The organism is Corynebacterium frankenforstense DSM 45800, assembly GCF_001941485.1.
GTDB lineage: Bacteria > Actinomycetota > Actinomycetes > Mycobacteriales > Mycobacteriaceae > Corynebacterium > Corynebacterium frankenforstense.
Genome location: NZ_CP009247.1, coordinates 1423685 through 1445772 on the forward strand (window position 1 = coordinate 1423685; position 22088 = coordinate 1445772).

At 70.1% G+C, this 22088-nt stretch carries 15 protein-coding genes; 5 read left to right on the forward strand and 10 right to left on the reverse strand.

From position 1 onward, the window contains the following. Positions 1-37: 37 nt before the first annotated feature. Positions 38-2896: an excinuclease ABC subunit UvrA gene (uvrA, locus tag CFRA_RS06215; protein WP_075663909.1), complete on the reverse strand. Its 2859-nt coding sequence runs from the start codon at positions 2894-2896 to the stop codon at positions 38-40. Positions 2897-3084: 188 nt separating this feature from the next. Between uvrA and CFRA_RS06220 the strand changes: the two genes are divergently transcribed. From CFRA_RS06220 to CFRA_RS06230, 3 genes are all read left to right on the forward strand, one after another. Beyond that, the gene (locus CFRA_RS06220; RefSeq protein WP_075664919.1) at positions 3085-3669 is read left to right on the forward strand and encodes an MBL fold metallo-hydrolase; all 585 of its coding nucleotides are present in this window, start codon (positions 3085-3087) and stop codon (positions 3667-3669) included. 62 nt (positions 3670-3731) lie between these two features. Then, positions 3732-4628: a DoxX family membrane protein gene (locus tag CFRA_RS06225; RefSeq protein ID WP_075663910.1), complete on the forward strand. Its 897-nt coding sequence runs from the start codon at positions 3732-3734 to the stop codon at positions 4626-4628. 245 nt (positions 4629-4873) lie between these two features. Continuing rightward, positions 4874-7159, forward strand: a complete 2286-nt coding sequence (locus CFRA_RS06230; RefSeq protein WP_083666877.1) for a HelD family protein — start codon at positions 4874-4876, stop codon at positions 7157-7159. Positions 7160-7314: 155 nt separating this feature from the next. Here the strand turns inward: CFRA_RS06230 and CFRA_RS06235 are convergent, their stop codons facing one another. The 4 genes from CFRA_RS06235 to CFRA_RS06250 all read right to left on the reverse strand — a co-directional run bounded on the left by CFRA_RS06235 (position 7315) and on the right by CFRA_RS06250 (position 11933). After that, a complete protein-coding gene (locus CFRA_RS06235; protein WP_075663912.1) occupies positions 7315-7758 on the reverse strand; it encodes a universal stress protein in 444 nt (147 codons plus the stop codon). Between the two features lie 63 nt (positions 7759-7821). Continuing rightward, on the reverse strand, positions 7822-8271 hold the full coding sequence (locus CFRA_RS06240; RefSeq protein ID WP_075663913.1) for a universal stress protein: 450 nt from the start codon (positions 8269-8271) through the stop codon (positions 7822-7824). Positions 8272-8422: 151 nt separating this feature from the next. Further along, positions 8423-10555 (reverse strand): excinuclease ABC subunit UvrB, encoded by a 2133-nt coding sequence (uvrB, locus tag CFRA_RS06245; protein WP_075663914.1) that lies wholly within the window; start codon positions 10553-10555, stop codon positions 8423-8425. 61 nt (positions 10556-10616) lie between these two features. Then, on the reverse strand, positions 10617-11933 hold the full coding sequence (locus tag CFRA_RS06250) for a thymidine phosphorylase (protein ID WP_075663915.1): 1317 nt from the start codon (positions 11931-11933) through the stop codon (positions 10617-10619). A 131-nt stretch (positions 11934-12064) separates the two neighbouring features. Between CFRA_RS06250 and CFRA_RS06255 the strand changes: the two genes are divergently transcribed. Together CFRA_RS06255 and CFRA_RS06260 are read left to right on the forward strand one after the other, a co-directional pair. Then, positions 12065-12514: a cytidine deaminase gene (locus tag CFRA_RS06255; RefSeq protein ID WP_075663916.1), complete on the forward strand. Its 450-nt coding sequence runs from the start codon at positions 12065-12067 to the stop codon at positions 12512-12514. Between the two features lie 2 nt (positions 12515-12516). Further along, positions 12517-13734, forward strand: a complete 1218-nt coding sequence (locus tag CFRA_RS06260) for a NupC/NupG family nucleoside CNT transporter (protein ID WP_075663917.1) — start codon at positions 12517-12519, stop codon at positions 13732-13734. A 57-nt stretch (positions 13735-13791) separates the two neighbouring features. On the opposite strand, the gene CFRA_RS06265 is transcribed toward CFRA_RS06260, so the two are convergent. The 5 genes from CFRA_RS06265 to polA all read right to left on the reverse strand — a co-directional run bounded on the left by CFRA_RS06265 (position 13792) and on the right by polA (position 22059). Next, the gene (locus CFRA_RS06265; protein WP_075663918.1) at positions 13792-14184 is read right to left on the reverse strand and encodes a DUF4259 domain-containing protein; all 393 of its coding nucleotides are present in this window, start codon (positions 14182-14184) and stop codon (positions 13792-13794) included. Positions 14185-14195: 11 nt separating this feature from the next. Continuing rightward, positions 14196-14813, reverse strand: coding sequence for a dephospho-CoA kinase (gene coaE, locus CFRA_RS06270; protein ID WP_075663919.1), 618 nt, complete (start codon positions 14811-14813; stop codon positions 14196-14198). Positions 14814-14984: 171 nt separating this feature from the next. Beyond that, on the reverse strand, positions 14985-17042 hold the full coding sequence (locus tag CFRA_RS06275; RefSeq protein ID WP_075663920.1) for a glucose PTS transporter subunit IIA: 2058 nt from the start codon (positions 17040-17042) through the stop codon (positions 14985-14987). Positions 17043-17657: 615 nt separating this feature from the next. Then, positions 17658-19121, reverse strand: coding sequence for a 30S ribosomal protein S1 (rpsA, locus tag CFRA_RS06280; RefSeq protein ID WP_075663921.1), 1464 nt, complete (start codon positions 19119-19121; stop codon positions 17658-17660). Positions 19122-19518: 397 nt separating this feature from the next. After that, on the reverse strand, positions 19519-22059 hold the full coding sequence (gene polA / locus CFRA_RS06285; RefSeq protein ID WP_245797752.1) for a DNA polymerase I: 2541 nt from the start codon (positions 22057-22059) through the stop codon (positions 19519-19521). Positions 22060-22088: the final 29 nt, after the last annotated feature.

Sequence of the window (22088 nt, forward strand, 5' to 3'; positions counted from 1 at the left end):
CCCACCCCGGTCGGCGCCCCCACGCCGGCCGGCGGCCTCAGTTCCTCGCTTTCCTCTTAACGCCGAGGACGTCGGCGAGGAACTTGCCGGTGTAGGAGCCCTCGACCTCGGCCACCTGCTCCGGGGTACCCTGCGCGACGACGGTGCCGCCGCCGTCGCCGCCCTCGGGGCCCATGTCGATGATCCAGTCCGCGGACTTGATCACGTCGAGGTTGTGCTCGATGACCACGACCGAGTTGCCCTTGTCCACCAGCTCCTGGATGACCAGCAGCAGCTTGCGGATGTCCTCGAAGTGCAGGCCCGTGGTCGGCTCGTCGAGGATGTAGATGGTGCGGCCGTTGGAGCGCTTCTGCAGCTCGGCGGCGAGCTTGACGCGCTGCGCCTCGCCGCCCGAGAGCGTCGTGGCCGCCTGGCCGAGGCGCACGTAGCCCAGGCCGACGTCGACGAGCGTGTTGAGGTAGCGGTGAATCGAGGTGATCGACTCGAAGAAGCCGGCGGCCTCGTCGATGGGCATGTCGAGGACCTCGGCGATGTTCTTGCCCTTGTAGGTGACCTCGAGGGTCTCGCGGTTGTAGCGGGCGCCGTGGCAGACCTCGCAGGGCACGTAGACGTCCGGCAGGAAGTTCATCTCGATCTTGATCGTGCCGTCGCCGTGGCAGGCCTCGCAGCGGCCGCCCTTGACGTTGAAGGAGAACCGGCCCGGCTTGTAGCCGCGCACCTTCGCCTCCGGGGTCTCGGCGAAGATCGTGCGGATCTTGTCGAAGACGCCGGTGTAGGTCGCCGGGTTCGAGCGCGGGGTGCGCCCGATCGGCGACTGGTCGACCTGGACCAGCTTGTCCAGCAGGTCGACGTTCTCCACGCGGCGCACGCGCCCCGGCACCTGACGGGCGCGGTTGAGCTCGTTGGCGAGCACCTTCGCCAGGATCTCGTTGACCAACGTCGACTTGCCGGAGCCGGAGACACCCGTGACACAGGTGAACAGGCCGAGCGGGAACTCGACGTCGATGCCCTTGAGGTTGTTCTCGCGGGCGCCGACGACGCGCAGCTTGCGGTCCGGGTCGACCGGGCGGCGCTCGGCGGGCACCGTGATCTCGCGGCGGCCGGCCAGGTAGGCGCCGGTCAGCGAGTTCTCGGCGTCCAGGATGCCCTTCGGCTCGCCCTGGTAGACGATCTCGCCGCCGTACTCGCCGGCGCGCGGGCCGACGTCGACGATCCAGTCGGCCGCGCGGATGGTGTCCTCGTCGTGCTCGACGACGATGAGCGTGTTGCCCAGCTCGCGCAGGTTCTCCAGGGTGCCGATCAGGCGCTGGTTGTCGCGCTGGTGCAGGCCGATCGAGGGCTCGTCGAGGACGTAGAGCACGCCCGCGAGCCCGGAGCCGATCTGGGTGGCCAGGCGGATGCGCTGGGCCTCGCCGCCGGACAGCGAGCCGGCGGAGCGGTCGAGGGTCAGGTAGTTCAGGCCGACGTCGAGCAGGAAGTGCAGGCGGGCCTGGATCTCCTTGAGCACCGCGCCGGCGATCTTCTCCTCGCGGTAGCCCAGCTTGAGGTCGTCGAGGAAGGCCGAGGCCGCCTCGATGGACAGCTCGGTCAGCCCGGCGATGGAGAGCTCGGTCTCGCCGCCGGCCAGGCGCACGGCGAGGATCTCCGGGCGCAGGCGCGCGCCCTTGCAGGTCGGGCAGGCGACCTGACGGGTGTAGGCGAGGAAGCGCTCCTTCTGGTGCTCGCTCTCCGCCTGGTCGAGCTTGCGGTGCAGGTAGCCGCGCACGCCCTCGAAGGGGGCGGTCCAGCTGCGCATGCGGCCGAAGCGGTTGCGGTAGCGCACCGACACCTCGGCGTCGCTGCCGTCGATCAGCGCGCGCTGCTGAGCGTGGGTCAGCTCGTTGAAGGGCGTCTTCGGGTCGAAGTCCAGCGCCTTGGCCAGCCCCTCGACGAGTTTGACGAAGTACTTCTTGTTCGGGCTGGAGTGCCACGGCTGCACGGCGTCGACGACCGGAGCCTCCGGGTCCGGGATCAGCAGCTCCTCGTCGACCTCGGTGCGCGTGCCCAGGCCGTCGCAGGCGGGGCAGGCGCCGTAGGGGCTGTTGAAGGAGAAGGCGCGCGGCTCGAGCTCCTCGACGTCGATGTGGTGGCCGTTGGGGCAGGCGAGGTTCTCGGAGAAACGTCGGGTCAGCGATTCGTCGTCGATGAACTCCGCGATGACCAGCCCGTCGGCAAGGCGCAGGGCGGTCTCCACGGAGTCCGTCAGGCGCTGCTTCTGGCTGTCCTTGACCTGCAGGCGGTCGACCACGACGTCGATGTCGTGCTTGACCTGCTTCTTCAGCTTCGGCGGGTCGCTGAGCTGGTGGACCTCGCCGTCGACGCGCACGCGCACGAAGCCCTGGGCCGAGAGGTCCTCGAAGAGGTCCACGAACTCGCCCTTGCGGGTGCGCACCACCGGGGCGAGCACCTGGAACTTCGCCTTCTCCGGCCCGGAGAGGATCTGGTCGACGATCTGCTGCGGGGTCTGGCGCTCGATGACGGCGTCACAGACCGGGCAGTGCGCGGTGCCGGCGCGCGAGAAGAGCAGACGCAGGTAGTCGTAGATCTCCGTGATCGTGCCGACCGTGGACCGCGGGTTGCGGTTGGTGGACTTCTGGTCGATGGAGACGGCCGGCGAGAGGCCCTCGATGAAGTCGACGTCGGGCTTGTCCATCTGCCCGAGGAACATCCGGGCGTAGCTGGACAGCGACTCGATGTAGCGGCGCTGCCCCTCCGCGAAGATGGTGTCGAAGGCCAGCGAGGACTTGCCCGAGCCGGACAGTCCGCTGAAGACCACCAGCGAGTCGCGGGGCACGTCGACGTCGACGCCCTTGAGGTTGTGCTCGCGCGCTCCGCGCACCACCAGCCGATCGGCCAATTTCCGTCCCACCGTTCCTGAGAAGTTTGTCGGGTCCGTCGGTTCTCGAACATAGCATCGAGCCAGCTCACGCCGCCAACGCGCGTCGTTAAGCTGGGGGCATGACCGAGCCGAACGAGACCGACCAGACGAAGTCGAACGAAGCGAACACTACCGACCGCACCGACCGTCCCGCCACGCCGCTGCAGATGGCCGAGGTGTCCGTCTCCGCGATGGACAACAACTGCTACCTCCTCCACGCCGACGGCGAGGGCCTCCTCGTCGACGCCGCCGACGACGCCCCGCGCCTGCTGCGCCTGGCCGCCGACAACGACGTGACCATCACCAAGGTGCTGACCACCCACCGCCACGCCGACCACACCCGCGCGCTCGCCGAGGTCCTCGACGCCACCGGCGCGACCCACTACGCGCCCTTCCTCGACGCCCCGGCGCTGCCCGCGGCCGTCGACGTCGAGCTCAACCACGGCGACCACATCGACTTCGCCGGCCACGAGCTGCCGGTGGCCATCCTGCGCGGCCACACCCCGGGCGGCGCCGCCCTGACCGCCGAGATCGACGGGCGCACCTGCCTGTTCGTCGGCGACTCGCTGTTCCCCGGCGGGCTGGGCAAGACCTCCGCGGAGGCCGACTTCCTGCGCCTCTACAACGACGTCACCTCGCGCATCTTCGACGTCTACGACGACGACACCGTGGTCTACCCCGGTCACGGCGCGGCGACCACGCTCGGCGCGGAGCGCCCGCACCTCGAGACGTGGTACCGCCGTCGCTGGTGACGCGGAACAAGTACAGTGAGACGGGTAGCGAACATCTACCTGTGAACCGAGGAGTGGTACACATGATCCGCAAGCTGGCCCGCCCCATGCTGGCGTCGGTCTACGTCATCGACGGCGTCGACACGCTCGTGAACACCGAGGCCCACATCGACAGCGCGGAGTCCGTGATCAACCGGACCCGCTCCCTGCTGCCGCGCAAGTACGCCCGCAAGGTCCCGGAGGACCCGGAGCTGGTGGCCCGCGCCCTCGGTGGCGTCAAGGTCGGCGCCGGTTCCCTGCTGGCCCTGGGCAAGGCGCCGCGCGCGGCCGCCACGGCGCTGGCGCTGACCGCGGTGCCCACCCTGGTCGGCCGGTACGCCTTCTGGGAGACCCAGGACGAGAGCGAGAAGGCGGACCGCCGCTCCGGCTTCATCACCCACCTGGCCCTGCTCGGCGGCCTGGCGATCACCTCCGTCGACACCGAGGGCAAGCCGAGTGTCGCCTGGCGCGCCAACGACGCCGCCCGCCGCGGCAAGAAGAAGGTCCAGGCCGCGCTGCCGAGCCAGTCCGAGACCGAGGAGTTCTCCGAGAAGGCGAACAACTGGATCCAGGACAAGGCCACCACCGTCCAGGACTACGTCGAGGACAACAAGGACGACTGGATCGACGCCGCCCGCGAGGGTGTCCAGAAGGTCGGCGAGACCGCCTCCGACCTGGCCGAGAAGGCCCAGGACTTCTTCGAGGACAACAAGGACCAGTGGCTGGCCGACGCCAAGGACAACGCCGAGACCGCCAAGAAGGGCGTGGTCAAGGCCGCCGCGAAGGCGCAGGACCGCTTCCAGGACGCCGCCGAGAAGGCGGAGAAGAAGGCCGACAAGAAGGCCAACTCCCGCGGCGCCAAGAAGGCCCGCAAGCGCGCCGCCAAGCTGCGCAAGCGCGCCGACAAGGCGATCACCAAGGCGCAGAAGAAGCTCGGCTAGCGCTTCCCCGCGTTTGATTGCCGACGTCGCGTCGGCCCCGCCCCCGCACCACCGGTGCGGGGGCGCGCGCATGTCCGGGTGCCTGCCGCACCCGGAGGAATCCCGGAGGCCGGGCCGCCGTGAGCCGGCGCCGCGCGCGTCCGGCCGGGCCGCCGTGGGCCGGCGCCGCGCGCGTCCGGCCGGGCCGCCGTGAGCCGGCGCCGCGCGCCGCGGGAAACGGGTATCCTGGTCGCTCTGTTCGTGACATGCGCACATCCGACGAGACCGGGAGGCAGGAAACAAGCGTGACCAGCCGGGACAGCGAGAAAGACACCGACTACGCCGCCGAGGTTGCGGCGGAGCAGGCCTACGCCGACGGCCTGTTCGCCCGGTTGGACGACGAGATCGCGCAGGCGCGCGCCCGCCTCGACGAGGTCCAGGCCAACGTCGACCCCGCCAACCCCAAGGCCGAGGCGCTGGTCCAGCGCGAGACCGAGTACCACGGTCTGAACGAGCGCCTCGACCGCCTGGCCCTGGCCCAGCTCGGCCTCGTCTTCGGCCGCATCGACGTCGAGGACCCGACCGGCGACGGCGACAACCCGGTCGCCGGAGCGGAGGGCCTGGACCGCCGCTACATCGGGCGCATGGGTCTCGACGCGCGCGAGGACAACTACCGCACGCTGCTGCTGGACTGGCGCGCCCCGGCCGCCCGTCCCTTCTACCTGGCCACCACCGCGCACCCGGAGGGCGTGCGCACCCGCCGGCACATCCGCATGCGCGGCCGTGAGGTCACCGGCGTGGACGACGAGCGGCTCTCCGGCGAGGCCGCCGCCGAGCTGCCGGCCGAGCAGGCGGCGAGCCTGCGCGCCGGCGTGGGCGGCGAGGCCGCGCTCTACGAGGCGATGCAGGCCGCGCGCACCGGGCGGATGTCCTCGATCGTGGAGACGATCCAGCGTGAGCAGGACCAGATCATCCGCGACCCCACCCGCGGAGTGCTCGTCGTCGAGGGCGGCCCGGGCACCGGCAAGACGGCCGTGGCCCTGCACCGCGTGGCCTACCTGCTCTACACCTGGCGCGAGCAACTCTCGCGCTCCGGCGTGCTCATCGTCGGGCCGAACCGCGTCTTCCTCGACTACATCTCGCACGTCCTGCCGGAGCTCGGCGAGACGGGCGTGGTGCTCTCCACCGTCGGCGAGCTCTACCCCGGGGTGCGCCCGGTGGCCGAGGAGCCGATGCTCGGCCGGGAGATCAAGGGCTCCGAGGAGATGGTCACCGTGCTGCGCGAGGCCGTGCGCGACCTGCAGGTGGTGCCCGGGGAGGCCCGCGAGCTGCGTATCGGTTCGCTGACGCTGACCGTCGAGCCGGCGATGGTCAAGACGGCACGCACCCGGGCGCGGCGCTCGCGGCGCCCGCACAACGAGGCCCGCGGCGCCTTCGCCGAGTCGCTCATCACCCAGCTGGCCGAGCAGATGGCGCAGCTGATCGGCGCCGACCCGCTCGGCGGGGAGAACCTGCTCGGTGCCGCGGACGTCGACCAGCTCCACGACGACCTCGCCGAGGAGCCCGTCGTGCGCGACCTGGTCGAGGAGCTGTGGCCCCGGCTGACCCCGACCGGGGTGCTCGCGGGCCTGCTCTCCTCCCGGGCCGCCGTCGACTCCGCGGCCCGCGCCTACGACGAGGAGACGCGCGCGGCGCTGCTACGCGAGGACGGCGAGGCCTGGACGGCCTCGGACGCCGCGCTGCTCGACGAGCTCGCCGAGCTGCTGGGCGAGGCCGGCGAACGCGACGACGACCCGGAGGAGAAGGCCGAGCGGCGCCGGCTGGAGGCCGCGCAGGCGGCCCTCGACGTCCTCGAGGGCTCGGCCGTCACGGACAACGACGACGACCAGTTCGACGCGGAGTACCTGGGCGCCTACGACGTCCTCGACGCCGAGGCGCTGGCCGCGCGCCAGGAGGAGCGCGACACGCGCACCACCGCCGAGCGCGCGGCCGCCGACCGCGGGTGGGCCTACGGCCACGTCGTCGTCGACGAGGCGCAGGAGCTGACCCCGATGGAGTGGCGCGCGGTCTTCCGCCGGTGCCCGGCCCGCTGGATGACGCTGGTCGGCGACATCGCGCAGAACGGCTCGCCCGCCGGCGTCGACAGCTGGGCGGACACGCTGGAGCCCTTCGTCGGCTCCCGGTTCCGCCGGCACGCGCTCAGCGTCAACTACCGCACCCCGAGCGAGGTCATGGAGGTCGCCGACGAGCTGCTCTCCCGCATCGACCCGGAGGCGCAGCCGGCCGAGGCGATCCGGTCGACCGGCATCCCGGTGCGCCGCCTGCCCGCGGGCACGGACCCCGACGAGGTCGCCGGGGACCTGCGGCGCGCGGAACCGGAGCGCTCGGTCGCGGTGGTGCGTCCCGGTTCGGTGGGTGATCTCAAGGGTCTCGAGTTCGACCACGTCGTCGTGGTCGACCCGGACGGGGTCGAGCAGGCCTCGCCCCTGGGCCTGCAGGACCTCTACGTGGCGGTCACCCGCGCGACGCGCTCGCTGACGCTGATCGGGTGAGCGGGTCGTCGGGTGTCCGCGCACCGGGGCCCCGGTGCCACGGTGACCCTCTCACCGCATGACGAGAGGCCGCACGGCTTGCCGCGCGGCCTCTTCTCTCCCCCTCTTCCCCGGGGTCCCCGCTCCACGCAGGGCGCGGGCGGGGTGGCGGAGACCTAGTCGACGGTGTGGACGATCATCACGTCGCAGTCGGACTGGCGGGCGACGTCGGCCGGCACGGAGCCGAGGAGGCGGCCGGTCAGGGAGTTGATGCCGCGGTTGCCCACGACGAGCAGGTCGGCGCTGAGGTCGGTGACGATCTGCATCAGGGCGGAGACCGGGGCGCCGGGGCGGATCTCGGTCTCGATCTTGTCCACGCCGAACTTGCGGGCGTGCTCGGCGGCGGTCTCGAGGTTCTTCTGGGCCGGGTCGTCGCCGAGGATGGTGACGGACTCCTGGCGCAGGGTCTTCGACGCCTCCTCCTTGTTCTCGTAGTACGCGCACCCGATGACGAGGGTGGCGTCGAAAGCGGCCGCGATACGGGCGGCGCGCTCGACCGCGAGCATCGAGGAGTTGGAGCCGTCGGTGCCGACGACGATCTTCTCGTACGTGTCGCTCATGTGACCTTCCTTAGACTGCTGTCAACTGGGGAAATTCTAGCACCGGGAGGCCCCGGCGGACCGTCACTTGACGGCGTCGGTGTTGACCACCATGACGTCGACCGGCGAGTGCCGGAGGACCTCCATGGCCACGGAGCCGAACAGGCGCCCGGCCAGGGAGTGCACGCCCTGGCTGCCGATGACGATCAGCTCGATGTTCTTCTCGTCGACGGCGTCGATGAGCGCGTTGGCGGCGGGGTTGCGCACGGTGTACGTCTCGACGTCGGTGGCGCCCTCTTCCTCGGCGATGACGCGCGCGGCCTCGGCGTACTCCTCGGCGTTGCGCTGGCCCATCACCGGCACGGAGGTGTCCGCGGTCGGCGGGTCGAGCAGGGCCCGGTTCTGGCCGTGCCAGGCGCTGATGATGGTGAGCTTCGCGCCGGCGTCACGGGCGATACCTGCGGCGCGGCGGACCGCGACCTCGGCGGTGTCGGTCCCGTCCGTGCCGACGGCGATCGAAGAGTAGGAGGTCATGGGGCTATCAGGTCCTTTCGTCTTTGCTGGCCCCCTAAGGGTACCCCGCTCCGGACTGTCGTGGGGCTCACCCCGCGCCGGGTCGTGGGTGCTCCCCCACTTCCGGGTGGCCCCGTGGACTCCCCCGGCCCCGGCCGCACGGCCGCCCGGCCTAGATGCCGGCCTCCTTGACCCCGCGCAGCTCCTTCTTCAGGTCGAGGATCTCGTCGCGCAGGCGGCCGGCCAGCTCGAACTTCAGCTCGCCGGCGGCGGCGCGCATCTGGTTGGTCAGGTCGTCGATGAGGCCCTGGATCTCGTCGGCGGCCATGGATCCGGTGTCGCGGCGGCCGGCCACCGCGGCGTCCGCGCCCGCGCCGGAGGCGCGCGAGCCGTCGGTCTCCCGCGCGCCGTCGCCCGCGGTGTCGGCGTCGTTCTCGTAGACCTGGTCGAGGATGTCGGCGATCTTCTTGCGCAGCGGCTGCGGGTCGATGCCGTGCTCCTCGTTGTAGGCGATCTGCTTCTCGCGGCGCCGCTCGGTCTCGTCGATGGCGTACTGCATCGACTCGGTCACCGAGTCGGCGTACATGATCACCTCGCCGGAGACGTTTCGGGCGGCACGGCCGATCGTCTGGATCAGCGAGCGATCCGAGCGCAGGAAGCCCTCCTTGTCGGCGTCGAGGATGGCCACCAGCGAGACCTCGGGCAGGTCGATGCCCTCGCGCAGCAGGTTGATGCCGACGAGCACGTCGAACTCGCCGAGGCGCAGCTGGCGCAGCAGCTCGACGCGCTGCAGGGTGTCGATGTCGGAGTGCAGGTAGCGCACCTTCACGCCGTTCTCGAGCAGGTAGTCGGTGAGGTCCTCGGCCATCTTCTTGGTCAGGGTGGTCACCAGGACGCGCTCGTCTCTGTCGGTGCGCTCGCGGATCTCGGCGATCAGGTCGTCGATCTGGCCGGTCGTCGGCTTGACGGTGACCTTCGGGTCGACCAGGCCGGTCGGGCGGATGACCTGCTCGACGAACTCGCCGCCGGCGGCCGCCATCTCGTAGTCGCCGGGGGTGGCGGACATGTAGACGGTCTGGCCGACGCGGTCCTCGAACTCGTCGAAGGTCAGCGGGCGGTTGTCCATGGCCGAGGGCAGGCGGAAGCCGAACTCGACGAGGTTGCGCTTGCGCGACATGTCGCCCTCGAACATGCCGCCGATCTGCGGGACGGTCACGTGGGACTCGTCGATGATCGTTAGGAAGTCCTCGGGGAAGTAGTCGATCAGCGTCGCCGGGGCGGAACCGGCGGGGCGGCCGTCGACGTGGCGCGAGTAGTTCTCGATGCCGGAGCAGAAGCCGACCTGCTCGATCATCTCGAGGTCGTACTCGGTGCGCATGCGCAGGCGCTGCGCCTCGAGCAGCTTGCCGCGGTTCTCCAGGCTGTCGAGCCGCTCGGCGAGCTCCGCCTTGATGTCCTCGACGGCCTTGGCCATGCGCTCAGGCCCGGCGACGTAGTGGGTGGCCGGGAAGATGCGGATCTCGTCGACCTGGCGGATGGTGTCGCCGGTCAGCGGGTGGATGTAGTAGAGCGAGTCGATCTCGTCGCCGAAGAACTCGACGCGGACGGCGACCTCCTCGTAGGCGGGGATGATGTCGACGGTGTCGCCCTTGACCCGGAAGGCGCCGCGCTCGAGCGAGTAGTCGTTGCGGTCGTACTGGATGTCGACGAGCAGGCGCAGGAAGCGGTCGCGCTCGACCTCCTCGCCGACGCGCAGCACCAGGGAGCGGTCGAGGTAGGACTGCGGGGTGCCCAGGCCGTAGATGCAGGACACCGACGAGACGACCACGACGTCGCGGCGCGAGAGCAGCGCGGAGGTCGCCGAGTGGCGCAGGCGCTCGACGTCCTCGTTGATCGAGGAGTCCTTCTCGATGTAGGTGTCCGTCTGCGCGATGTACGCCTCGGGCTGGTAGTAGTCGTAGTAGCTGACGAAGTACTCGACGGCGTTGTTGGGCAGCAGCTGGCGCAGCTCGTTGGCCAGCTGCGCGGCCAGGGTCTTGTTCGGGGCCATGACCAGGGTGGGCCGCTGCTGCTTCTCGATCAGCCACGCCGCCGTCGCCGACTTGCCGGTACCGGTGGCGCCCATGAGCACCACGTCCGACTCGCCGCGGTCGAGCCGCTCGTCGAGCTCCTTGATCGCCTTCGGCTGGTCGCCGGCCGGCTCGTAGTCCGAGATGACCTCGAACCTGCCGTCGGAGCGTTCCACCTCGCCGACGGGGCGGAACTCGGAGTGGGACAGCACGGGGTGTTCAGCAGCGAATGCCATGCGCCCCACTCTAGCCACGCCGCGGCGTGGGCCTTGCGACTCCGATTGACGACGTCGCGCGTTACTTCACTGCGTCCAGGATCACCGAGGCGCGCTCGGCGGGCTCGTCGTCGCCCACGGTGAAGCCCGGGGTGAGCGCCTCGAGGGCGCGCGGGATGCGCTCCGGGGTGTCGGTGTGCAGCGTGAACAGCTTCTGCCCGGCGCTGACCTTGTCCCCGACCACGGCGTGCAGCTCGATGCCGGCGCCGGCCTGCACCGGGTCCTCCTTGCGGGCGCGGCCCGCGCCGAGGCGCCAGCTGGCCACGCCGAAGGCGAGCGCGTCGGTCTCCGTGAGCCAGCCGTCGCGTTCGGCGACGACGTCCTCGGTGTGCGTGGCCCGCGGCAGCTCGGCGTCGGGGTCACCGCCCTGGGCGCGGATCATGGCCTTCCAGGTGTCCATGGCGCGCCCGTCGGCGAGTCGCTCGGCCAGGTCGTCGTGGTCGACGCCGGACTTGGTGAGCATCTCGTCGGCCAGCGCGACCGTCAGCTCGACCAGGTCCGCCGGCCCGCCGCCGGCGAGCACGGCCACGGACTCCTCGACCTCGAGGGCGTTGCCGATGGCCCGGCCGAGCGGGCGCGACATGTCGGTCAGCAGCGCAGAGGTGGCCAGTCCGGAGTCCTTGCCCAGGCGCACCATCGTCTCGGCCAGGGCGCGGGCGGTCTGTGCGTCCTTCATGAACGCGCCGGAGCCGACCTTGACGTCGAGGGTCAGGCTCCCGGCCCCCTCGGCGATCTTCTTCGACATGATCGAGCTGGCGATCAGCGGGATGCAGTCGACGGTCGCGGTGACGTCGCGCAGGGCGTAGAGGCGCTTGTCCGCGGGGACCAGGTCGGCGCCCGGGGCGCAGATGACGCAGCCGGGGTCGGCGAGGATCTCGCGCAGCCGCGCGTTGCTCACGTCTGCCGACCAGCCGGGGATGGCCTCGAGCTTGTCGAGGGTGCCGCCGGTGTGGCCCAGGCCGCGCCCGGAGAGCTGCGGGACGGCCACCCCGTAGCTGGCCACCAGCGGGGCCAGAGGCAGGGTCACCTTGTCGCCGACACCGCCGGTGGAGTGTTTGTCCGCGGTGACCTTGCCCAGGTCGGCGAAGCTCATGCGCTCGCCGGTGTCGATCATCGCGTTGGTCCAGCGGGCGATCTCCCCGGGCTCCATGCCGTTGAGGAAGATCGCCATGGCCAGCGCCGACATCTGCTCGTCGGCGACGACTCCGCGGGTGTAGGCGTCGACGACCCAGTCGATCTGGGCGTCGCTGAGGCTGTGACGGTCGCGCTTGGCGCGGATCATGTCGACGACGTCGAAGTCCTCGACGCCCGTGGTGGTCTGTTCCTTCTCGGCGGCCATTGCGGTCTCTCCTTGGGGTCGGGGCTCCTTCACCTGGGCGAGACCCTTGTGAAGGCCTTTCGTGCCAATTATGATGCCGCTCACACATACTGTCAACGGCGATATGCGCATGTGTCGCCGAGGAGGTGACCATGGGTCCCACCGAACCGTCCGGCCCCGGAGACGGGGAGCGCCCCACCCACGGGGAGCTGATCGACCTGGCCCGCCGGGCCGCCGGGAAGGCCTACGTGCCCTACTCGGGCTTCCCCGTCGGCGCCGCCCTGCTGCTCGCCGACGGCCGCGTGGTCACCGGCTGCAACGTGGAGAACGCGTCCTTCGGGATGACCATCTGCGCCGAGCGCACCGCCACGACCCGCTCGGTGGTCTCCCGCGCGACGGCCGAGCAGCCCCGCATCGAGGTCGCCGCCGTCGTCGGCCTGAAGGCGGACGGGCAGCCGTGCTACCCCTGCGGCGCCTGCCGCCAGGTGCTCCACGAGTTCGGCTGCCGCACGCTCGTCGTCGAGGCCGACGGGAGCCCGCGCGCCCACGACTACGCGGAGATCCTCCCCCACGCCTTCGGCCCGCAGGATCTGGAGGACTGACCGTGGACCGCCTCCAGGGACTGCTCGGCATCCTCGCCGTCTTCGCCGTCATCTACGTCGCCTCCAACGCCCGCCGGAAGATCCGGTGGCGCACCCTCGCCGCCGGCTTCGCCCTCCAGGTCGTCTTCGCGCTCCTCGTCCTGGCCTGGGAGCCGGGCTTCCGGGTGCTCAAGAAGGTCTCCGAGGGCATCCAGAAGCTGTCCGACTTCACCAACGAGGGCACCGCCTTCGTCTTCGGCGACCTCTTCGACCCGGACTCGCGGTTCATCTTCGCGCTCAACGTGCTGCCGGTGGTCATCGTGCTCGGCGCGATCATCGCGGTGCTCTACTACCTGCGGGTCATCCAGTACATCGTCGACATCGTCGGCACCGGCATCGGGAAGGTGATGGGCACCTCCAAGGTGGAGAGCGTCTGGGCCGCCACGGTGATCTTCCTCGGCCAGTCGGAGGCCCCGCTGGTCATCGCCCCGTATCTGAAGCGACTGACCAAGTCCGAGCTGTTCGCCTGCATGTCCGGCGGCTTCGCCTCGGTCGCCGGCTCCACGCTGCTCGGCTACGCCCTGCTCGGCGCGCCGCTGGAGTACCTGCTGGCGGCCTCCATCATGAACGCCCCCGGCTCCCTGCTCGTGGCCAAGGCGCTGGTGCCGGAGACCGAGAAGAGCGAGCTCGACGCCAGCGTGCGCGACGTCCGCGACGAGGACTCCCGCAACGTCATCGACGCCATGGGCACCGGCGCCATGGCCGGCGGCAGGATCGCCGTCTCGGTCGCCTGCCTGCTGATCGCCTTCATCGCCATCATCGCGATGCTCTCGGCGATCATCGGCGGCGTCGGCGGCTGGTTCGGGCAGGACAACTGGTCCCTCGAGGGCCTCTTCGGCCTCCTCTTCTCCCCCGTCGCGTGGCTGATCGGCGTGCCGTGGCAGGACATGACGCTGGTGGGCAGCTTCATCGGCGAGAAGACCATCCTCAACGAGTTCGTCGGCTACACCTCGTTCAGCGAGCACGTGGACGCCATGGACCCGAAGTCCGTCATGATCGCCACCTTCGCGCTGGCCGGATTCGCCAACCTCTCCTCCATCGCGATCCAGATCGGCGCCATCGGCGGGCTGTGCCCCGAGCGCCGCGGCGAGGTGGCCAAGAACGGCCCGAAGGCCCTGTGCGCGGGCTTCCTGACCAACATGCTCAACGCCGCGATCGTCGGCGTGGTCGTCGCCGCCTGACCGCGGACGGAGCGACCCCGATCGGTCCCGGATCAAAGCCCCCGCGTCAACCGCCGATCAGGAGAGGTCGACCCAGCTCTGCGCCTTCCACTCGAGCAGCTGGCCGTCGGAGAGCTGCCAGCGCTCGTAGAGACCGGAGACCGAGGCGTCTGCCAGCACGGCCTCGAGCGACTGACGCAGCCGCTCGCGGTGGGCCGGCTCGCGCAGACCGGACACCGCCGCGGGCTCGATGCCCTCGGGCAGGTCGGCGTCGTCGGCGGCCGCGAGGGCGGCCAGGGCGACGATCACCTGCCCCTCGTCGGCGTTGAGGTGGCGCTGCGAGCGGTCGGGAAGCAGGTGCACCGGGTCGAAGACCCCGGAGGCGATGTCCTCGAGAAGCTCCTTGGCCTCGGAGTTGTCGAAGGGGCCGGTGCCCCAGATGTCGTCCTGTGCGTTCTGCTCCTGACTCATGGGCTACGAGGTTACTCGGCCGCTTCCGCGGCGGCCATCCGGTCCACGCGCTCGACCAGCTCGGCGACCTGGGCGTCGAGCGCCTCGCGCGGCCCGGAGTTGTCGAGGACGACGTCGGCGGCGGCGCGCCGGCGTTCGTCGGAAATCTGCGCGGCGATGCGCGCACGGGCGTCGTTCTCGTCCATCCCACGCTGCGCCACCAGGCGCTGCACGCGTGTCTCGGCGGGGACGTCGACGACGACGGTGAGGTCCATCCCGGCGTCGAGCCCCTGCTCGATGAGCAGCGGCATGTCGTAGACGACGGCACGGGTGCCGGCGGCCTCGGCCGCGGCGAAGCGCCGGGTGGTCTCGGCGGAGATGCGCGGGTGCGTGATCGAGTTGAGCAGCCCGGTGTGCTCGGCGTCGACGAAGGCGCGGCGGGCGAGCTCCCCGCGGTTGAGCGTGCCGTCGGCGTTCAGGATGTCCGCGCCGAAGGCCTCGGCGAGCTCGGCCAGGGCGGGCTGCCCCGGTTCGACGACCTCGCGGGCGATGCGGTCGGCGTCGACGATCTCGAGGCCGGCTTCGGCCAGCAGATTGGCGACGGTGGATTTGCCGGAGCCGATTCCCCCGGTCAGTCCGATCTTGAGCATGCGCCCATGCTAGCCGCGTCCGGGCCGCAAGGGGCCGGAAGTCGAGTGTGGTCGGCCGCGGGAACGGTCGGCCCCGAAGGAGGGCCGGGACGAGAAGAAGGACCCGGGCCCGCGTGGGGCCCGGGTCCTTCCGGGGTCGAGGCGGCGGCTCAGCCGCGCAGTGTCAGTGCGCTACTGCTGGGCGACCTTGATCTTCGGCGTCGCCTCGATCAGCGGTTCGCCGACCTCGACGGTGCCACCGCTGAGCAGCGGGGTGACGTCGGCGAGCTTCTTGTGGTTGGTCACCAGGACCGGGGTGATCGGCGAGTAGCCGGCGGCCTCGATCTTGGCGCGGTCGAAGCTGACCAGCGGGGTGCCGTTCTCGACGCGCTCGCCCTTCTTGACGTGGAGCGTGAAGCCGTCGCCCTCCATGTTGACGGTGTCGATGCCGATGTGGATCAGCAGCTGGACACCGTCGTCGAGCTTGAGGCCGATGGCGTGGCCGGTCGGGAACGCGGCCATGACCTTGCCGGCGGCCGGGGCGTAGACGGTGTCGCCGGTCGGGTCGACCGAGACTCCCTTGCCCACGGCACCGGCGGCGAAGGCCTCGTCCGGGGTGTCGGCCAGCGGCACGACGGCGCCGGCCAGCGGGGAGCCGACCTGGACCGGCTCGCCGGCGACCTCGTCGGCGGCCAGCGCGGTGCCCGCGCCACCGGCGGCACCGGCGGCACCGGCGGCGGCGACGCGCTGGTCCTCGGCCTCGTTGGCGGCCTCGCGCTCGGCGGCGATCTGGGCGCGCATCTCGTCGCGCTCCTCCGGGGTGCGGTAGTCGAGGAAGACGACCAGCAGGAAGGAGGTGAAGAAGGCGACGGCGATACCGATGACGTAGCCGGCGATCGGGTCCATGGCCGGGATGGTCAGCAGGGACGTGAACACGAAGGCGTAGGCCTTGATGTTGAAGATGCCCATGACCACACCGCCGAGGAAGCAGCCCGGCAGCAGGCGGTAGTAGGAGCGGCGGTAGCGCAGGAGCACACCGTAGAGGCTGGGCTCGGAGATGCCGCCGAGCAGGCCGGCCATCGAGGCGCCGAAGGAGAGCTGGCGCATCTGCTTGTTGTGCTCACGCCAGGAGACGACCACGACGCCGGTGATGACACCGAAGCAGGCGAAGTTCCAGGCGCCCATCGGCCCCTGAATGTAGTCGAAGCCCAGGGTGTTGATGTTGACGATCATGATGGCGTTGAGCGGCCAGTGCAGGCCCAGCGGCACCAGGAACGGGTAGAGCAGCGGGATGACCACGGAGAGGATGAACGGCGAGATGCCGTTGATCCAGCCGAGGAAGTGCGCGATGGCGTTGCCCAGGCCCACGCCGAACGGGCCGACGACCAGGGCGGTCAGCGGGATCATGATCAGCAGGCAGATGAACGGCACGAAGACCATGTGCACCGCGGACGGGATGATCTTCTTCAGGCCCTTCTCCAGGAAGTACAGGATGATCGCGGCGAAGATCGGCGGGAAGACCTGGCCGCCGTAGTCCTGGATGTACATCGGGATGTTGAAGATGTGCACCACGTAGTTGTACTGGCCCTCGACGGCGGTCGGGACCTCCTCGGCGATCTCCTTCATCCCGAGGAACTCCGGGGTGAACAGGGCGGCGGGGATGGCCGCGCCGACCCACTCGTTCGCGCCGAGCTTCTTTGCGGCGGTGGCGCCGACCATGATCGGCAGGAAGTAGAACACCGAGCGCCACATGGCGTGGGCCAGCTGAAACTCAGCCGGCTGGTCGACCAGGTCCTGGTGGAAGTCCTGGAGCTTGAAGGTGTCGGCGAGGACCAGCAGGGTGATGATCAGCGACGCACCGAGCAGCGCCCACAGGACGGGGCGGAAGGTGTCGGAGAGGAACTCGAAGGCGTAGTCGACGCCGGCGAACTTGCCGCGGACACCGCCGTACTCCTTCTTGTTGGAGCCCTCGTTCGAGGCCTTCTTGTTGTCGCCCATGCCGGGCAGCTTGTTCAGGGCGCTGTAGTACTCGGCCACACCGCCGCCCATGATCACCTGCATGCCGGTGGAGCCCTGCTTGACCACGCCGAGGACGGCGGGGTCGCTGTCGAGCTTGTCCGTGTCGATGATGGACTGGTCGGCGACCTGGAAGCGCAGGCGGGTGGCGCAGTGGGTCAACGACGTGATGTTCTCGGGACCGCCCATCTCACGGAGGATGTGCTCCGCGGTGGTGGTCGTGGATGATGCCATGTGTTGGCTCCCCTTTCGATGCCACGGGCGATGTTCGCGCCCGCTCACAACGTATGCCCAGTCGACTTTACGCCCGTTCGGTGCAAAACGGGCAATAAAAATGGGCCCGCTACCCTGTTTAGGGGCAATGGCGATGATCACATTCCCACACCCTCGGACCGCCCTCACAGCCTTCCGTTCCCCCTATTCGGGTTGAAAAACGAAAGAAACGAGCGCTCCACCGATCACCTAAATTCCACCGAATCGGACATAACCACCCCCGTCAGCGTCCGAGACGATCCCGTTCCCACATCCGCGGGTGCGGGCGCCCCACCCGGTGCCCGTACCGGGGGGACCCACGACGCCCCGCCGCTCCCCCGTCCGTGCCTCCCCCGCCTGACCCGTTCCCCCACGCGCGCACCGATGCGTCGTGGTGAATATCACCCCAACCGTGGCGCTCACGACACGGGGCGGTTCCGCGCGCCCGGAGGCTGCGTGGCCCGGGCGCCCGCAGACGACACCCCCGTCAGACGCGAAAAAGCGGCCCCGTCCCTCTGTGGGGACGGGACCGCTGGTGCCGCCGGCGGGACTCAGCCCGGTGTCACCGGGTGGTCACCGCCGGGGGCGGCGGACCGATCAGTTGCCGGTCAGCTTCTTGCGCAGCTTGGCGAGCTGCTCATCGGAGGCCAGGGTGCCACCGTGGTTCTCCTCGGGCTCGGACGCCGGAGCCGCGTCCGAGGTGCGGGAGGAGTAGTTGGCGGAGGCGGAAGCCTCGTCGGCGGCCTCGGCGGCGGCGACGCGGTGACGCTCGACCTGTGCGGCGTGCAGCTGGTGGCGACGCTCCGACTCGGCGTAGCGGGCCTCCCACTCCTCGCGCTGGGTCTCGTAGCCCTCGAGCCACTCGTTGGTCTCGGCGTCGAAGCCCTCCGGGAAGATGTAGTTGCCCTGATCGTCGTAGGAGTCGGCCATGCCGTACTTCGACGGATCGAACTCCTCGGAGAAGTCCTCGTCGGCCTGCTTGAGCGACAGCGAGATGCGGCGACGCTCGAGGTCGATGTCGATGACCTTGACCATGAGCTCCTCGCCCACGGTGACGATCTGGTCCGGCACGTCGACGTGACGCTGGGCCAGCTCGGAGATGTGGACCAGGCCCTCGATGCCCTCCTCGACGCGGACGAACGCGCCGAACGGGACGAGCTTGGTGACCTTGCCCGGGACGATCTGGCCGACCGCGTGGGTGCGGGCGAAGATGCGCCACGGATCCTCCTGGGTCGCCTTGAGCGACAGGGAGACGCGCTCGCGGTCCAGGTCGACGTCGAGGACCTCGACGGTGACCTCCTCGCCCACGGAGACGACCTCGGACGGGTGGTCGATGTGCTTCCAGGACAGCTCGGAGACGTGCACCAGGCCGTCGACACCGCCGAGATCGACGAAGGCGCCGAAGTTGACGATGGAGGACACGACGCCCTTGCGGACCTGGCCCTTCTGCAGCTGGTGCAGGAACTCGGAGCGGACCTCGGACTGGGTCTGCTCGAGCCAGGCGCGGCGGGACAGCACGACGTTGTTGCGGTGCTTGTCCAGCTCGATGATCTTGGCCTCGAGCTCCTGACCGATGTAGGGCTCCAGGTCGCGCACGCGGCGCATCTCGACCAGGGAAGCCGGCAGGAAGCCGCGCAGCCCGATGTCGAGGATCAGGCCGCCCTTGACGACCTCGATGACGGTACCGGTGACCGGCTCGTCCTTCTCCTTGAGGTCCTCGATGGTGCCCCAGGCGCGCTCGTACTGGGCACGCTTCTTGGAGAGGATCAGACGGCCTTCCTTGTCCTCCTTGGTGAGGACAAGCGCGTCGATCTCGTCGCCGACCTCGACGACCTCGTCCGGGTTGACGTCGTGCTTGATCGACAGCTCGCGCGTCGGGATGACGCCCTCGGTCTTGTAGCCGATGTCGAGCAGGACCTCGTCGTGGTCGACCTTGACGACGGTGCCTTCGACGATGTCACCGTCGTTGAAGTACTTGATGGTCTGGTCGACCGCGGCGAGGAAATCCTCAGCGGAGCCGATGTCGTTGACGGCTACCTGAGGGACGTTGGTGTTGGGCATATGTTCGTGTGCTCCGAAATGGGATAGGACTCGTAGGTGTACAGGATCGCGCATCTCTCGGTGCCGGCCACGGCTGCCCCGGGCCCGAAGGTCCCGGCCACGCGGCCGCACCGATCCCGCGACGCCCGCCCCGCCCGACCTATCACCGGGTCGTGGACGCGCGCGCACAGATACGCCCGGTAGATACTAGCGATCTCCGGCGCCTATTTCAACCGCGACACGGCACGTCGCGGCCGGGTTTCGCACCCGGCCGCGGCGCCCCGTCCCCGGCTGCGGCGTCTGCTCCCCTGGCCGCGGTGTCGCGTCCCCGGCTGCGGGGCCTGCTCCCCTGGCCGCGGTGTCGTGTCCCCGGCTGCGGCGTCTGCTCCCCTGGCCGCGGTGACGAAGTCGCCGCGGACTAGTGCGCGGCCGCCTCCCAGTTCTCGCCGACGCCGACGCTGACCTCGAGCGGCACGCGCAGCTCGATCGCGCCGTCCATCTCGGTGCGCAGGATGTCGGTGACCTCCTCGCGCTCGCCGGCGGCGACCTCGACAACGAGCTCGTCGTGGACCTGCAGCAGCACCCGCGAGGAGAGCCCCCGCTCGCGCAGCGCGCGGTCGACGCGGATCATGGCGACCTTGATGATGTCGGCCGCCGTGCCCTGGATCGGGGCGTTGAGGGCGGCGCGCTCGGCGTTCTCGCGGGCGATGCGGTTGGTGCTGGCCAGCTCCGGCAGGTAGCGGCGCCGGCCGAAGACGGTGGAGGTGTAGCCGTCGCGGCGGGCGACCTCGACCACACCCTCGAGGTAGTCCTTGACCCCGCCGAAGCGCTCGAAGTAGCTGTCCATGATGGACTTCGCCTCGCCGGGCGCGATGCCCAGCTGCTGGGACAGTCCGTAGGCCGACAGCCCGTAGGCCAGGCCGTAGCTCATGGCCTTGACCCGGCGGCGCAGCTCCGGGGTGACCTGGTCGACGGGCACGTCGAAGACGCGGGAGCCGACGAAGTTGTGCAGGTCCTCGCCGCCCCGGTAGGCCTCGATCAGCCCGGCGTCGCGGGAGAGGTGCGCCATCACACGCATCTCGATCTGCGAGTAGTCGGCGGTGACCAGGCACTCGAAGTCCGGGCCGACGGTGAACGCGGAGCGGATCTTGCGCCCGGCCGGGGTGCGCACGGGGATGTTCTGCAGGTTCGGGTCGGTCGAGGAGAGCCGGCCGGTCGAGGTGACCGTCTGGTGGAAGGTGGTGTGGATGCGCCCGTCGGAGCCGACCGACTTGATCAGGCCCTCCAGCGTCGACTTCATCTTCTGGTACTCACGGTGGGCCAGCAGGTGGTCGAGGAACGGGTGCGGGTGCTTGGCCGCCAGCTGCTCGATCTCCTTGGCCGCCGTGGAGTAACCGGTCTTCGTCTTCTTCGTCTTGGGCATGCCGAGAGTCTCGAAGAGGACGACCTGGAGCTGCTTGGGGCTCGACAGGTTCAGCTCGGGGTCGCCGGCGATCTCGCGGGCGGCCTCCTCCTCGTGGGCCACGGAGTCCTCGAAGCCGGCGAGCTGCTCGCGCAGCACGTCGATGTCCACGGCGATGCCCGTGGCCTCCATGCGCGCCAGGATCCCCACCAGCGGCAGCTCCATGTCCAGGTAGAGCTCGTAGGCGTCGATGCCCTGCAGCTCCTCGACCAGTTCGGCGGAGAGCTCCAGGACGGCCGCGGCCCGGTCGACGTCGCGCTCGCCGAGCGAGCGGCGCAGGTGGCGCTGGTAGACGTCGTCGAGGGCGTAGGTGCGCTGGCCCGGGTGCAGCAGGTAGGTGGCCAGCAGGGTGTCGTGGGCCAGCCCGCCGAGCTCGAAGCCGCGCTCGGCCAGCCGGTGGATGAGGTCCTTGGCGCCGTGCACGAACTTGGGCGAGTCGCCGGCGAGCCACTCGGCGAGCCTGGCCTCCTCGGCCGCGTCCAGGTCGGCCAGTTCCAGCACCACGGCGCTGCGCGCGACGTCGGCAAGCACGAGCGTCTCCTCGCCCACGAGGTCGAGCGCGATCGGGCGCTCGCTCAACCACTCCACGCCGTCGTCGGAGACGGTGACGGCGTCGGGGGTGTCGTCGGCGGGCAGCTCGCCGTCGTCGTGCGGCACGACGGCCAGCACGCGCTCGCGCAGCTGGGTGCCGAACTCGAGCTCGTCGAACTTGGCGGCCACCTCGGCCACCTTCGCCTCACGGAAAGTCAACTCCTCGGGCTTGACCCCGAGGTCGAGGTCGGTGACCATCTGCGTCAGCCGACGGTTCATCCGCACCTGGTCGAGGCGCTCGCGCAGGTTGTCGCCGGTCTTTCCGGTGATCTCGTCGGCGTTGTCCAGCAGGCTCTCGAGGTCGCCGTACTTGAGGATCCACTTCTGCGCGGTCTTCTCGCCCACGCCCGGGATCTTCGGCAGGTTGTCGGAGGGGTCGCCGCGCAGCGCGGCGAAGTCCGGGTACTGCGCAGGCGTGAGCCCGTACTTCTCCTCGACGGCCTCCGGGGTGAAGCGGTGCAGCGTGGAGACCCCCTTGGTCGGGTAGAGCACGGTGGTGTTCTCGTCGACGAGCTGCAGGTAGTCACGGTCGCCGGTGACGATCAGGGTCTGGCCGAGCGCCTCGTCGCCGTCGGCGGCCGTGGCCAGGGTGGCAAGGATGTCGTCGGCCTCGTAGTTGTCCACGCTCAGCGTCGTGATGCCGAGGGTGCCCAGCACCTCCCGGATGATCTCCACCTGGCCGCGGAACGCCTCCGGGGCGGCCTCGCGCTGGGCCTTGTACTCCGGGAAGAGATCGGTGCGGAAGGTGTGGCGCCCGACGTCGAAGGCGACCGCGATGCGCGTGGGTTCCTCGTCGCGCAGCAGGCCGGCGAGCATGGACAGGAAGCCGTAGACCGCGTTCGTGTGCTGGCCGCCGGAGGTGGAGAACTTCTCCACCGGCAGAGCGTAGAAGGCGCGGAAGGCCATGGAGTGGCCGTCGATGAGCAGCAGTCGTT